Source organism: Pseudomonas sp. R43(2017) (assembly GCF_002112345.1).
GTDB lineage: Bacteria > Pseudomonadota > Gammaproteobacteria > Pseudomonadales > Pseudomonadaceae > Aquipseudomonas > Aquipseudomonas kribbensis.
Window position 1 is genome coordinate 309,563 of the sequence record NZ_NEHJ01000009.1, and the last position, 13,168, is coordinate 322,730.

The window sequence follows — 13,168 nt, forward strand, 5'->3', positions numbered from 1 at the left end:
CATGAAAAAACTCATGACCGTTACTGCCCTGCTCGCCGGCCTTGCGTTCAACGTTGCGGCCCAGGCTGAAGAACTGCGCGTAATGACCTCCGGCGGCTTCACCGCCGCCTACAAAATCCTCGGCCCGAAGTTCGCCGCGAACACCGGCAACACCCTCGACACCATCCTCGGCCCGTCGATGGGCAAGGCCCCGGAAGCGATCCCCAATCGCCTGGCCCGGGGTGAACAGGCCGACGTGGTGATCATGGTCGGCTACGCCCTCGACGACTTGATCGAGCAAGGCAAGGTCGACCCGGCCTCGCGGGTGGAACTGGCGGATTCGCGGATTGGCCTGGTGGTGCGTGAAGGTGCACCGAAACCGGATATCAGCAACGTCGACGCCCTGAAGAAAACCCTGCTCGATTCGCAGTCGGTGGCCTACTCGGACAGCGCCAGCGGCGTGTACATCGAGCAGCAGTTGTTCAAGAAACTCGGCGTCGAAGATCAGTTGAAACCGAAGGCGAAGATGATCCCGAAAATCCCGGTAGGCTCGGTGGTTGCCACCGGTGACTATCAACTGGGCTTTCAGCAGGTCAGCGAGTTGCTGCCGGTGCCGGGTGTGACGTATGTCGGGAAGATCCCGGAATCGGTGCAATCGGTAACCCGTTTCGCCGCGGGGATTCCGGTGGGTGCGCAACATCCACAGGAAGCCAAGGCGTTGCTCGCCTATCTGGCCGCGCCTGCCGCTCAGGCCGACGTACAGGCCACCGGGCTGGATTCGGTCAAGCGCTGACCTTCGGCGGCTGGACCTTCATTTCCACCACCAGCCGTTCCAGTTCCAGTGCCGCCGGGGTCAGGGTGCGACCCCGGCGCTTGATGATGCCGACATTGCGCATCACTTGCGGATCGGTCAGCGGCACCCGCGTCAGGATCGGATGATCCGCCGCCGGCATCGCCATCAACGGCACCGCCGCCACACCCAGTCCCGCTTCCACCAGTCCGATCATCGTAGTCACGTGCAGGGTTTCGCAGATGCTCGGCCGCTGCGGCACCACTTTCGCCAGTGCCTGATCGAGCAAAAAGCGATTGCCCGACGTCTTGTCCAGCGAGATGTAATCCTGCTGGTAAAACTCGTCCCAACTGACGCTGCTGCGCCCGGCCAGGGGATGATCGCGACGACAGGCCACCACGTAGCTCTCCTGCACCAGCGGCTCGAAATCCACACCCGCCTCCTGGGTGCCCATGAAGCTCAAGCCGAAATCCGCCTCGCCATTGACCACCGCCGTGAGCACGTCGTGGGCGCTGGAGTCGAGGACTTTGACTTTGATACGCGGGAACTGCTGGTGATAGCGAGCGACCACCCGTGGCATGAAGTAATACGCCGCCGACGGCACGCAGGCGACGGTGACGTGGCCCTGGCGGTTCGAGGCTACTTCGCTGATACCGAGCAAAGCCACATCAAGATCGTCCAGCAAACGCTCGACACTCGGCATGAAGCCACGCCCGGCCTGGGTCAGGCTGACTTTGCGTGTGGTGCGCTCGAACAGCTTCACGCCGAGGGCGTCTTCGAGCTTTTCGATGCGTCGGCTCAAGGCCGGTTGCGAGATGCGCACGGTGTCGGCGGCCTTGCGGAAACTGCCCTGCTCAACCACGGCGCGAAAGGCTTGCAGGTCGTTGAGGTCGAAGTTGATGGCCATGGCAGACTCGGGAGGAATTGATTCGCTGAGGCTATAAATGTAACCAATTGATGCAAATTGTTACAGGAGCACATGCGCTCAAGCAGGGTCTGCGGTAGATCTGTAATCGTTTCAGCCTTTATCCTTGTCGCCCCCCGCCGTACCGCGTTACTGGAGTTCCGCTCATGCCCCATGAAGGCAATCTGTTGCAAGCCGCTGTCGTCTTCCTCCTGGCCGCCGTGCTCACCGTTCCCCTGGCCAAGCGCCTGCAACTGGGCGCGGTGCTCGGTTATCTGTTTGCCGGGGTGATCATCGGCCCGTCGGTGCTGGGCCTGATCGGCAATCCGCAGAGCGTCAGCCATATCTCCGAGCTGGGCGTGGTTTTGCTGCTGTTCATCATCGGTCTTGAGCTGTCGCCGCGACGTTTGTGGGTGATGCGTAAATCGGTGTTCGGCGTTGGCCTCGCGCAGGTGTTGTTGACCGGTTCGGTAATCGGCGTTCTGGCGTTGTCAGTGTTCGGCCAGCCGTTGAACAGCGCGATAGTGCTCGGCCTCGGTCTGGCCCTGTCGTCCACTGCGTTCGGTCTGCAAAGCCTCGCTGAACGCAAGGAACTGACCAGTCCCCACGGTCGCCTGGCGTTTGCGATTCTGCTGTTCCAGGACATCGCCGCGATCCCGCTGATCGCTCTGGTGCCGATGCTCGCGGGCGTCGATCACCACACCAGCACTGCCGACGATGTGCGCCACAGTTTGCAGGTATTGGGCAGCATCGCCGTGGTCGTGATCGGCGGGCGTTATCTGTTGCGCCCGGTGTTTCGCATCGTGGCGAAAACCGGTCTGCCGGAAGTCTCCACCGCCACCGCATTGCTGGTGGTGATCGGCACCGCGTGGATGATGGACATGGTCGGTGTGTCGATGGCGCTGGGCGCGTTTCTCGCCGGGCTGCTGCTGGCAGACTCGGAATATCGCCATGAACTGGAAGCGCAGATCGAACCGTTCAAGGGCCTGCTGCTGGGGTTGTTCTTCATCAGCGTCGGCATGGGGGCGAATCTCAGCCTGTTGTTCAGCGCGCCGATCACGGTTCTGGGGCTGACGCTGTTGCTGATCGCGCTGAAGTTGCCACTGTTGTTTGTGGTCGGGCGTCTGGCCGGCGGCTTGAGCAAAGTCAGTGCGATTCGCCTCGGTATCGTGCTGGCGGCGGGCGGTGAGTTTGCCTTTGTGGTGTTCAAGATCGGTCGCGACCAGGGTCTGTTCGAACCGCGTCTGTACGACTTGCTGGTGCTGACCATCACCCTGTCGATGGCCGTCACGCCGTTGCTGCTGTTGATCTGCGCACGGCTGGTCAGCCCGAAGGTGCAGCCGGTGGAAGTGCCGGAGAAATTCCGCCAGATCGACACCGAAACCCCACGGGTGGTGATCGCCGGCATGGGCCGGATGGGCCAGATCGTGGCGCGGATCCTGCGGGCGCAGAACATCAAGTTTGTGGCGCTGGATACCTCGGTGGAAACCATCGAACTGTCGCGCAGCTTCGGCGGCGTGCCGGTGTTCTACGGCGACCCGATGCGCCCGGAAATCCTCAGTGCGGCCAAGGTCGGGGAAGCGGAATATTTCGTGATTGCCACGGACGATCCGGAAACCAACATCAAGACTGCCGAGATCGTGCGCAAGCTCTACCCGCACATGAAGATCATTGCCCGGGCGCGTAACCGGCAGCACGTTCATCGCCTGGTGGATGTCGGTGCCGACCCGATCCGGGAGACTTACTACTCAAGTCTGGAAATGAGCCGTCGCACGCTGGTTGGCCTGGGTTTGACCCAGGCCCAGGCCGATGCGCGGATCAAGCGCTTCAAGCACCACGACGAACAAGTGCTCGAGGCTCAACACGCGGTGTACGACGACGCGGCCAAAGTCCTGCAGACCGCCCAGGAAGCACGGGCGGAACTGGCCCGATTGTTCGAGTCGGATCAACTGGAAGAACAATCGGGCAAGTCCTGAGCCCCACCATCGAGCCTTCCCGCGCACTGCGCGGGAAGGCTTTGATCAGGCCATCTCCAGCGCCCGCTCTTCCTGCACGGGCGCTACCGCAAACCGGTCCGCCAGAAACGGCGTGATGTCCAGCGGCAGCGGTTCATCGTTGACCAGTTTGTCCAACAACACCCCGGTGATCGCCGACGTCAGCACCCCGGTGCGGAAGTGCCCACAGGCGTTCAGGTAACCCTCCACCCCGGCCATCGGCCCGAGAATCGGCAACTCATCCGGCGAGCCCGGACGCAATCCGGCCCAGGTGCGTTTTAGGTTGATGTCCGCCAGCTCCGGCAGGCAACGCACCGCGCCCTGTACCAGCCCGGCGATTTCCGGCCAGGTGGTAGTGACGTCGAAGCCCTTGTCCTCGGTGGTGCTGCCGATCAGGATTTCGCCGTTGTCCTTCTGTGCCATGTAGCAATCGCTGGTGGTCAGGCAACCGTTGAGGATTTTCGGCAGGCGTTCGGTCAGCAGGATCTGGCCTTTCACCGGTTTCACCGGAATCCGGATGCCTGTGGCCCACTCGCTCAAGTCTGCAGCCCACGCGCCCGCCGCGTTGATCAGGGTCTTGCAGTGAAAAACCCCGGCTTCGGCAGTTTGAACACCGGTCACCCGCGTGCCGTGATGCAGAACGCCGGTGATGTTGGTGTTGACGTACATGTCCACGCCATTTTGCCGGGCGCCTTCGGCGTAGGCGTCGGCGAGGCGGAACGGGCTGACCTGGTGGTCGCAGAGAAACTCCAGCGCACCGCGCGCCTCATGGCTGACGCTCGGTTCGGACTCGCGCAATGCAGCCTGATCCAGCCAGCGCACCTGATCCGCCAGATGCGGAATGCAGCCGACGATATGCTCGGCGTACAACCGGTCCTCATCGTCATAGATGACGAACTTGAGCCCGGTCCTTTCGAACTTGAAATCCATCCCGTGATTGTCTTTCAGCTCACGGTGCAGCGCCGGGTACAGCGCGTTGGACTGCAAGGCGAAATCGAAGAACGACGGCGGCAGGATGTGCGGCGTGCTGGAGTCCACCGCCACCGCCGCGCCCTGGGTTTCGCGCTTGCGATTGGCCGACATCATGCGGAAGAAAATCACCCCGCAACCCAGCCCCACGGACTCACCGATGGCCCACAAGCCACCGGCCGAAGCGCGGGTCGCATTGCCCGGCCGCTTGGCGTCGATCAGCGCGACCTTGAGGTTTTTGCGCTTGGACAACTGATAGGCGATGGACGCGCCGATCACACCGCCGCCGGCGATGACCACGTCATAGAACTTACTCATGGGAAACGGCCTCCGTGCCGAGGGACTGGAACGCGGAAAAAGGAATCGGATCGACCGGAAAACGCGGCCGCAGCCAGCCGACATCCTTGCGCCCGGTGGCCTGACGCAAGCGGTCGCTGCAGTAGCCGACGCACATCCGCCCCTGACAGTCGCCCATGCTCACACGGGTACGCATTTTCAGGCTGGCGATGTCTTGCACGCCCTGTTCCAGCGCCCGGTCAATGTCGGCTCGGGTCGCATGTTCGCAGCGGCAGATCACCGTGTCGGCGGCCGGCAATGCGATCTGCCCGACACCGCGTTCGGTGTAGCGATCCACCGCCGCACGGAATCGTACGATGGCTTTGAGTTTGCTCAGGTAACGGTCGCGACGGACCCGCGCCAGTTCTTCTTCCAGCACACCGCGTTGCAGCAGGATCGAGGTAGCGGCGATCTTGCCGGCCAGCATCGCCGCTTCACCGCCGCGAATCCCGCCCATGTCGCCGGCCAGATGCACGTGGGGTTCGCTGCTCTGCTGCCAGATGTTGGAATTGGCGCGCAGGTAGCCGTCGTCACTGAAGCCGTGATCCAGGCCCATTTGCTGGCTCAACTGGGTACGCGGAATGAAGCCGTAGCCGACCGCCAGCGTCTTCGCTTCGAAGCGCTCGACGCGGCTCATGTCCGGCTCCCACGTCGCCGAGTACGGCGCCACGCTGACGCTTTTCAGTTCGCCTTCGCCGTGTGCCTCGACCACGCCCCAGCCGTAGTTCATCGGGATGCCGTGCAGTTTCAGGTAGGCCAGCATGCTCAAGCCGTCGAGGAACAGTTGCGGCTTGTTCAGCAGCGCCAGGCTTTCCTTGGCAATCTTGCCGAACGCGCAGGCCTCGTAGACGCCGACAACGCTCACGCCGGACGCGTGCAACTGGGTCGCCACCAGCGGCAACAGCGGCCCGGTGCCGGCGATGACCACCGGCCCCTGAGGTTTGACCACGCCGCTTTTGATCTGCAATTGCAGGCCGCCGAGCATGATCACGCCGGGCAGTGTCCAGCCGGGAAACGGCACGCTGCGTTCGTGACAACCGGCGGCCATCACCAGTTGCGGATAGCTGATTTCATGCAGGCGCTCATCGCCATCGAGCACCACCAGCGAGCGGGTGCCTTCGGCGCCGACCACCCGGTGATGCAGACGCACATCGATCAACCCGGCCTGCTCCTGAAAGTCGCCGTGCAGTTTGCTCAACGCCTCGGAGTAACGCGGCCCCAGATAATCCAGCTGCACGCCGTCACGCAGCGGCCCGCGATAGACCACACCGCCAAGGCGCGACGCCTCTTCCAGCAATGTGCTGCGCACGCCATGGCGCGCCAGTTCGATGGCCGCCGCCATGCCCGCCGGCCCACCGCCGACAATGACCGGATGTTGGCTCATGGCGCCTCCTGCCCGTGAATGCGGTTGGCCTGGGTTTCGACCTGCATGCCGTCACGCACCACGGTCTGGCAAGCGCGGCGTTTGTGCCGGCCGTTGATTTTCACCAGGCAGCACTGGCACACGCCCATGCCGCAATAGGCACCGCTGACCTGGTTGTGATCGTTGCGCGCGACCTGGCGCACGCCGAGGGACTGAATGACGCTGAGCACGGTTTCGCCGATGGCGGCAGTGACCGGCTGGCCGTTGATGTGGACAGTCATATCCGCCTGCGTCAAAGGCTGGATATCGAAGGTTCTTTCTAGGCAGTGCATTGCGATGATCATCCGTGAAAAGGTTCAGGTGAGGTTGAAACAGCTCCTTGCTGCACTACACCTCGCCGGCACGTGGGGGTTTTCCTCTCTATCGTGCCAACAGGCTTACTCCGTCTGCGCAGCAAAATGTGAGCGCAAGCAATGTAGTCGATCCAGCGGCAAGGGCCGGGTTCTTTTACGTTAGGGGATATCGTCGGGACGAATATTGATCCATGCCAGTGAAATGCACCGCTTTTCTGGGACAGCCGAGTCTGCTCTGAAAGCCGCCTAAACATATGAAAAAAAGGCATATACAAAGGATTGGACCCAACCTGTTATTTTTAAAGGATATTTTAAATCCGGGAGACGACTCCGATTAAAAGTCCACTTAACTGTAATTGACGACAAAATCGCCCCGCCTATAATCGGCTACCTTCTCGATGGACGACTGTATTTTCTATGGACAGAAAAGTAATCACGTCAAACATTTTGTTGTTGGCGGCCGCGGTAATTTGGGGTTGTGCGTTTGTTCCGCAAAAGATCGGCATGAGCTCTATCGGGCCTTTCTGGTATACAGGATTACGCTTCGCCCTCGGAACCCTGCTGATACTTCCCTTTATTTTCTTTGAAAAAAATACCCGACCGCTGTCCTGGAAGGATTGGTCATCGGGGATCGTTATTGGCCTGATATTGTTCGGCGGCATAAACCTTCAACAAATCGCATTGATGTATGCCTCTGTAGCGAACACCGGTTTTATTACCGGATTGTATGTAGCGCTGGTTCCGATATTGTGCAGTTTCTTCGGACACCGATATTCCTCCGGCGTCTGGTTCGGTGTAGCCCTGGCGACGATGGGATTGTATTTGCTGAGTGTTCACGGAAACCTCAACGTCAACCCCGGCGATCTATTAACACTGGCCAGTGCATTTTTCTGGGCTTTTCAAGTCATTGCATTGTCGACGTTCGGACATCGGCTTCCACCTATCAGACTGGCCGTTGTTCAGTCCGGAACCTGCGTTGTACTTTCCCTGGCCATCGCTGTGGTTTCGGAGCCGATTTCCTTCGAAATGATATCCAATGCAAAAATCCCGCTCTTATATGGCGGAGTATTGTCTGTTGCCATCGGATTCACCTTACAGGTACTTGCCCAACGACATATCAAGGCTGCGCACAGTGCAATCATTCTAAGTATTGAAGCCGTGTTTGCGGCGGTTGCCGGATGGCTCATATTGAACGAATCACTTGGCCCGAAAGAGCTGGCCGGTTGCGCCCTTATATTGGCCGGCACGCTACTGTCGCAACTATCGCCGGAAAAACCACCGAAGGAAAAACGCACCCTGGTGCATGAACCTTCGTGAGGTGATGCCTTTCCCGTTCATTTGATCGCTATTTCCGAGCAGTCTCTGCAGCGTACTGACGCGCCCGTTTTTCGTGTAAACAACCAAGGAGAAGGTAATGAGCACCACAGAGAAAGAGACTCTATCGGAAGACGAGCGCGAGGCGCTCACGGCGGACCCGGAGCGCCAGGACGAAGCCCATACCAGCGGGGCCTACGGCTATTTGTCCGATGCCACGCTGGCGACCCGGTATTCGGTCATCTCGGGACTTGTCGAGCAATATGATTGCGCCGGTGTACTCGATATAGGGTGTTATGTAGGTGGCTTGCGAGGCGCCATCAATCGAAACCGCTCTTACCACGGTATCGATATTTCCGAAAATGCAATCAAGGATGCCATTGCCCACTATGGTGATTACGAACGGACAACGTTCAGCGTGGGGGATATACGCAGTGAATCAGCCAAACTTCCGCAATACCCGTGCGTGGTGTGGGCCGGAATCGGATTTGGTTATTCGGACAAGGACAACCGCTCATTTGCTGACTTGTTCAAAAAAGCCTGGGACTTGTGCAGTGACAATGGCGTGCTGATCTTTGAATGCATTGAAGATTACGCGTGGGTGCAATCTCACATCGAAGCCACCAGCAAATTACTGACCACTTTCCACGTCACTTACTCACTGGCATCCGTTCATAACCGCAGGGCGGTTTTTGTCGCCAGGAAAGTCCTTAAATAAAAAACGCTGCAGCCCAGGCTGCAGCGTTTTATTTTTTAGCGTGACGGACTGACAAAACGGATGTGGTTGCCAAACGGATCATCTATTTCCAGAACGTGATTCTTGCCGGCTTTTATAATTGCAAACTTGTTGCTGGGCAAACCACGCCTCAACTCACTGTAAAGACTTTCGATATCGCTGACCGACACCAGGATTGTCGTACCTGGCTCCGCATCACCTTCATGCTCTGTCAAATGAATAATTAAATCTCCCTTGCTGACCTGAAGGTAAGCAGGGTAATCATTGCGTCGATGTTCCCAATCCATCGAAAAACCCAGGCGATCCAGGTAATACTCACGCGCCAACTTTTCAGACGATATCTTGAAGATTGGAATTGCGGTTGAAAGCTCCATGCTTACGCCACCGAGTCAGTTGAAAACCCGGGTGAAAATACAATTGCAACCCTGCTCGGTCAAGCGCTTTGAAGGGCTGATCAACACCCCGTAAAAGCCGATCGAGGCTACTATCATTCGAAACAATATCTCGCCCTCCAAACAGCACAAAGCCAGTCAATTTAGTTATTGACTGGCTTTATGCTTTTCAAGATTTAAAGATCGTTAAAGGTCAGTGCACGAACAACGCAATCAGAATAATGATCGGGATTGGCACGCCGAGGAAAAACAGCAGTAATGAGCGCATGGTGATGCTCCTTGATTAACGGACTGGGGGCACAGTGGTCGTGGTGTAGGTGTCGACTTCAACGTACTCGACGGCATCCCGGCGGCGACCGCCGAAGGTGGCCGACAGGCTGGCGAAGAACGCACCGGCCAGCAGTGCGATGAACATCCACAGCGAGGTCCAGGCAGCGACTTTGGCGGCGGTGTCAGCGGCTTGCTGTGCTTTAACCTTGGCGTCGGCTATGGCTTTTTGCGTACGGGCGTAGATTTCGTCCACGCGACGTTCGGCATCGGCCTGGCTCAGGTTGGTGCGTTGCGCCACAAGTTGCGCGAGGTAGGTACGATCCTCGGGGCTGAGCTGACCGTTGGCCAGGCTCTGGGCGAAGATCCGGGTCACGGTGCCGCGAGCTGCGTCGTCACTGACGGCGGCAGGACGGTCATCGCGGAACAGGCTGTCGACGAAGTAACCATACTGGTCGCTGCTGGTGTTGGCCGCAGCCGTGCCGGCGGCCTGAGTCATGGCACTGGCCGCGCCACCGGCAACACTCGCACCGGCCTGCACGCCACCGCTGACGATGCTGCTGACCGAACCGACCACCAGAGTCGCGGTCACCAGCGTTGCCACGCACCAGGCGAGGAAGCCGTGGGCGGTGTCGCGAAAATACACCTCGTCACCGTGCATGTTCGCCCACTTCACCCGAAGGCGACCGGCAATGTAGCCACCCAGACCGGAAGCGATGATTTGCGTCGCCGCCAGCCACACAATTGTCGAAATGCCCAGGCCCTTGGCACTGACGCCCTCCCCGGCCCACGGTGAAACAGCGGAGAAGCCCAGACCGAAACCGAGCAGCACCAGAATCATCGACAGCGCCGCAGCGGCTGCGGCACCGGCGAAGATCGCGCCCCAGGAGACTCCCGAGACGTTGCTCGACTCGCCATCAAAGGCAGGATAAAACCCATCAGAGGATCTATTCATTGTTGTTCTGCTCCCGGCATGAAAAATGGTGTTACAACTCGTCAGCAGATGAATTGCAGTGACCGTGCCAGTCGACAACATTAAATAAATCGTTGAAATTCAATGAGTTAAAAAGAATGAACTTCCCGGGACCATGCAATTTGCAACAACGGTGCAATCGCAGCGGGTTTTATGCATTGGCACAAAAAACCGGCCCTGGCCGTTTGTATCAACTACAACATGAAAGTTAATTTAAAGCGTTATTGCAAAATCTTGGCAAAATGCTGCCATTCCGTTTGAACCGATCAGCAGGCCCACCATGACTCGCATCCTCACCATCGAAGACGACGCCGTGACCGCCCGGGAAATCGTCGCCGAACTGAGCAGCCACGGCCTCGACGTGGATTGGGTCGACAACGGCCGCGAAGGCCTCGACCGCGCCGTCAGCGGCAATTACGACCTGATTACCCTCGACCGCATGCTGCCCGAACTCGATGGCCTGGCCATCGTCACCACCCTGCGCACCATGGGTGTGTCCACGCCGATCCTGATGATCAGCGCCCTGTCCGATGTCGACGAACGCGTGCGCGGCCTGCGCGCCGGCGGTGACGATTACCTGACCAAACCCTTCGCCACCGACGAGATGGCGGCCCGGGTCGAAGTGTTGCTGCGCCGCCAGAACAACGGCGGCACCCAACCCACCACCCTGCGTGTGGCGGACCTGGAACTGGATCTGATCAGCCACGAAGCCAGCCGCGCCGAGCAGGTGCTGACGCTGTTGCCGACCGAATACAAACTGCTGGAATTCCTGATGCGCAACAGCGGCCAGATCCTGTCGCGGATGATGATTTTCGAGGAAGTCTGGGGTTATCACTTCGACCCGGGCACCAACCTGATCGACGTGCACATCGGCCGTCTGCGCAAGAAGATCGACCCGCCGGGCAATGTCCCGCTGATCCGCACGGTGCGAGGCTCGGGTTATGTCATTGCCGAACCCGTCTGACGGTTGGCGTTCCTCCAGCAGCCGGCTGCTGGCGCTTTACAGTTCGTTGTTCGTGGCCTGGAGCGGGATCCTCATGGGGGTCATGTATTTCGAGGTGTCCGGTTACCTCGACAACCTGGCCAAGCATTCGCTGATGCAGCGTCAACATCTGTTCTCACACTTTCGTGGTGAGCAACTGGAAGACGCGCTCGCTGCCAGCATGACCTTCGACATTCGCGGCATCGACGCCTACGGCCTGTTCGCCGCCGACCACACCTACCTCGGCGGGGCCTTGCAGCAGATGCCCGCCGGCCTGCCGCTGGACGGCAAGATCCACGAACTGCGCGACTGCTCCGAATCCGACGACCCGACCCTGCCGGCCGACAGCTGCGATGCAGTCGCCACGCCGACCCGCGATGGTCGCTGGCTGGTGCTGGTGCGCGACAACGGTTCACTGTTCGCCGTGACCCGGATCATTCTGCGCGCCCTGCTCTGGGGTGTTTCGCTGACGATCGTGCCGGGGGTCATCGGCTGGCATTTGCTGCGGCGTCGGCCGTTGCGGCGGATCCGCGCGATTCAGGCCAGTGCCCAGTCAATCGTTGCCGGTGACCTGACTCACCGCTTGCCCGTGTCCAATCGCCGCGACGAACTGGACATGCTCGCCGCCATCGTCAACGCCATGCTCGATCGCATCGAGCGCCTGATGAACGAAGTCAAAGGCGTGTGCGACAACATCGCCCACGACCTGCGCACCCCGCTGACGCGCCTGCGGGCGCAGTTGTATCGCATGCAGCAGCAGGCCGGCGAAGGCTCGCCGGAGGCCGCGCAACTGGATCTGGTGCTGGCCGAGGCCGATACGCTGATGGCGCGTTTTCGGGGTTTGCTGAGGATTTCCGAACTGGAAGATCGCCAGCGCCGTTCCGGCTTCGTCGAGCTCGATCCGGTGCGGTTGCTGCAGGAGCTGCATGAGTTCTACCTGCCGCTGGCCGAGGAAGACGAACTGCGTTTCGAGCTGAACATGCCGGAAACCCTGCCGATGCTTAATGGTGACCGGGCGCTGTTGTTCGAGGCGCTGGCCAACCTGTTGAGCAACTCGATCAAGTTCACCCCGCCAGGCGGCACGGTGATTTTGCGTGGAGTGAATGATGCGGGGCATACGCGGATCGAAGTGCACGACTCCGGCCCCGGTATTCCCGAGTCGGAACGCGAAGCAGTGTTCCAACGCTTCTATCGCGCCGAGGGTGGACAACCGCAAAGCGGTTTCGGACTGGGACTGTCGATCGTTGCAGCGATTGTCAGCCTGCACGGGTTCAGTCTTGAGGTGGGTCGCAGCGATCTGGGCGGGGCGAAACTGGTGCTGGATTGCCGGCAGAGCCTGATTTCACAGTCGTGACTTTTGGGCAGTGATCGTTCCCACGTTGCGTGGGAACGATCATGAAACTCAGGCCGGGTAGTTAGCGCGCAGCGCCTCCAGTCCACCCTGATAGATGCCGCTGAACAGCGCCACCACTTCCTCATCGCTCACGCCCTTGGCCGTGAAGCGTCCCGACCACGTCACCTTCGCGCCCTGACCCTGGGCTTCGACGCGAATCGTCGCCAGATAATCGGTGGCGGGAAATGGTGCCTGCAGGATCGAATAGCTATAGGTCTTGCCGGCGTTATCGAAGTTTTCCAGGCGCTCGACCACCACTCCGCCGTCGGCGGTTTGCAGGCTGCGCACGCGCCCGCCTTCACTCAGCTCGCTCTTGGGAATGAACGGCAGCCAGTCCGGCAGGGTGTTGAAACCGCCGATCAATTGCCAGACCTGATCGGCCGAAGCCGGGATGTCGATGGATGCTGTTGCTGTTGCCATAAA

13 protein-coding genes are annotated in these 13,168 nt (G+C 59.8%); 6 read left to right on the forward strand and 7 right to left on the reverse strand.

What is annotated here, in order from left to right:
* Position 1 precedes the first annotated feature (1 nt).
* Positions 2-772: a substrate-binding domain-containing protein gene (locus CAG02_RS24865; protein WP_085711547.1), complete on the forward strand. Its 771-nt coding sequence runs from the start codon at positions 2-4 to the stop codon at positions 770-772.
* Here the strand turns inward: CAG02_RS24865 and CAG02_RS24870 are convergent.
* Positions 762-1,676 (reverse strand): LysR family transcriptional regulator, encoded by a 915-nt coding sequence (locus tag CAG02_RS24870; protein ID WP_085711548.1) that lies wholly within the window; start codon positions 1,674-1,676, stop codon positions 762-764. The genes CAG02_RS24865 and CAG02_RS24870 overlap by 11 nt on opposite strands.
* A gap of 164 nt (positions 1,677-1,840) precedes the next feature.
* On the opposite strand from CAG02_RS24870, the gene CAG02_RS24875 reads away from it, so the two are divergent.
* Positions 1,841-3,649, forward strand: a complete 1,809-nt coding sequence (locus CAG02_RS24875) for a monovalent cation:proton antiporter-2 (CPA2) family protein (protein ID WP_085711549.1) — start codon at positions 1,841-1,843, stop codon at positions 3,647-3,649.
* A gap of 45 nt (positions 3,650-3,694) precedes the next feature.
* Here the strand turns inward: CAG02_RS24875 and hcnC are convergent, their stop codons facing one another.
* From hcnC to hcnA, 3 genes are read right to left on the reverse strand one after another with little or no spacing between them, the layout of a single operon-like run.
* Entirely contained in the window at positions 3,695-4,954 is a 1,260-nt protein-coding gene (gene hcnC, locus CAG02_RS24880) for a cyanide-forming glycine dehydrogenase subunit HcnC (protein ID WP_085711550.1), read from the reverse strand.
* On the reverse strand, positions 4,947-6,356 hold the full coding sequence (gene hcnB / locus CAG02_RS24885) for a cyanide-forming glycine dehydrogenase subunit HcnB (RefSeq protein ID WP_085711551.1): 1,410 nt from the start codon (positions 6,354-6,356) through the stop codon (positions 4,947-4,949). The genes hcnC and hcnB overlap by 8 nt, the downstream gene beginning before the upstream one ends.
* Entirely contained in the window at positions 6,353-6,667 is a 315-nt protein-coding gene (gene hcnA / locus CAG02_RS24890; RefSeq protein WP_085711617.1) for a cyanide-forming glycine dehydrogenase subunit HcnA, read from the reverse strand. The genes hcnB and hcnA overlap by 4 nt, the downstream gene beginning before the upstream one ends.
* Positions 6,668-7,105: 438 nt before the next feature.
* Here hcnA and CAG02_RS24895 point away from each other — a divergent pair, with 438 nt between their 5' ends.
* Positions 7,106-8,005 (forward strand): DMT family transporter, encoded by a 900-nt coding sequence (locus CAG02_RS24895; protein ID WP_085711552.1) that lies wholly within the window; start codon positions 7,106-7,108, stop codon positions 8,003-8,005.
* Between the two features lie 97 nt (positions 8,006-8,102).
* On the forward strand, positions 8,103-8,720 hold the full coding sequence (locus tag CAG02_RS24900; protein ID WP_085711553.1) for a class I SAM-dependent methyltransferase: 618 nt from the start codon (positions 8,103-8,105) through the stop codon (positions 8,718-8,720).
* Positions 8,721-8,755: 35 nt separating this feature from the next.
* Here CAG02_RS24900 and CAG02_RS24905 read toward each other — a convergent pair whose 3' ends face one another.
* Together CAG02_RS24905 and CAG02_RS24910 are read right to left on the reverse strand one after the other, a co-directional pair.
* On the reverse strand, positions 8,756-9,112 hold the full coding sequence (locus CAG02_RS24905) for a glyoxalase superfamily protein (protein ID WP_085711554.1): 357 nt from the start codon (positions 9,110-9,112) through the stop codon (positions 8,756-8,758).
* A gap of 301 nt (positions 9,113-9,413) precedes the next feature.
* Complete coding sequence (locus CAG02_RS24910; RefSeq protein WP_085711555.1) at positions 9,414-10,352, reverse strand: hypothetical protein; 939 nt, start codon at positions 10,350-10,352, stop codon at positions 9,414-9,416.
* Positions 10,353-10,650: 298 nt separating this feature from the next.
* Between CAG02_RS24910 and CAG02_RS24915 the strand changes: the two genes are divergently transcribed.
* Both CAG02_RS24915 and CAG02_RS24920 read left to right on the forward strand, forming a co-directional pair.
* Positions 10,651-11,334: a response regulator transcription factor gene (locus CAG02_RS24915; RefSeq protein ID WP_085711556.1), complete on the forward strand. Its 684-nt coding sequence runs from the start codon at positions 10,651-10,653 to the stop codon at positions 11,332-11,334.
* Positions 11,312-12,706, forward strand: coding sequence for a HAMP domain-containing sensor histidine kinase (locus CAG02_RS24920; protein WP_085711557.1), 1,395 nt, complete (start codon positions 11,312-11,314; stop codon positions 12,704-12,706). The genes CAG02_RS24915 and CAG02_RS24920 overlap by 23 nt, the downstream gene beginning before the upstream one ends.
* Positions 12,707-12,754: 48 nt before the next feature.
* On the opposite strand, the gene CAG02_RS24925 is transcribed toward CAG02_RS24920, so the two are convergent.
* On the reverse strand, positions 12,755-13,165 hold the full coding sequence (locus tag CAG02_RS24925; RefSeq protein WP_085711558.1) for an SRPBCC family protein: 411 nt from the start codon (positions 13,163-13,165) through the stop codon (positions 12,755-12,757).
* Positions 13,166-13,168 lie beyond the last annotated feature (3 nt).

Coding starts and splice junctions, on each gene's coding strand:
- CAG02_RS24895 (WP_085711552.1), top strand. CDS start 7,106: ATGGACAGAAAAGTAATCACGTCAAACATTTTGTTGTTGGCGGCCGCG.
- CAG02_RS24865 (WP_085711547.1), top strand. CDS start 2: ATGAAAAAACTCATGACCGTTACTGCCCTGCTCGCCGGCCTTGCGTTC.
- CAG02_RS24915 (WP_085711556.1), top strand. CDS start 10,651: ATGACTCGCATCCTCACCATCGAAGACGACGCCGTGACCGCCCGGGAA.
- hcnB (WP_085711551.1), bottom strand. CDS start 6,356: ATGAGCCAACATCCGGTCATTGTCGGCGGTGGGCCGGCGGGCATGGCG.
- CAG02_RS24910 (WP_085711555.1), bottom strand. CDS start 10,352: ATGAATAGATCCTCTGATGGGTTTTATCCTGCCTTTGATGGCGAGTCG.
- CAG02_RS24925 (WP_085711558.1), bottom strand. CDS start 13,165: ATGGCAACAGCAACAGCATCCATCGACATCCCGGCTTCGGCCGATCAG.
- CAG02_RS24900 (WP_085711553.1), top strand. CDS start 8,103: ATGAGCACCACAGAGAAAGAGACTCTATCGGAAGACGAGCGCGAGGCG.
- CAG02_RS24905 (WP_085711554.1), bottom strand. CDS start 9,112: ATGGAGCTTTCAACCGCAATTCCAATCTTCAAGATATCGTCTGAAAAG.
- CAG02_RS24875 (WP_085711549.1), top strand. CDS start 1,841: ATGCCCCATGAAGGCAATCTGTTGCAAGCCGCTGTCGTCTTCCTCCTG.
- hcnC (WP_085711550.1), bottom strand. CDS start 4,954: ATGAGTAAGTTCTATGACGTGGTCATCGCCGGCGGCGGTGTGATCGGC.
- CAG02_RS24920 (WP_085711557.1), top strand. CDS start 11,312: ATGTCATTGCCGAACCCGTCTGACGGTTGGCGTTCCTCCAGCAGCCGG.
- CAG02_RS24870 (WP_085711548.1), bottom strand. CDS start 1,676: ATGGCCATCAACTTCGACCTCAACGACCTGCAAGCCTTTCGCGCCGTG.
- hcnA (WP_085711617.1), bottom strand. CDS start 6,667: ATGCACTGCCTAGAAAGAACCTTCGATATCCAGCCTTTGACGCAGGCG.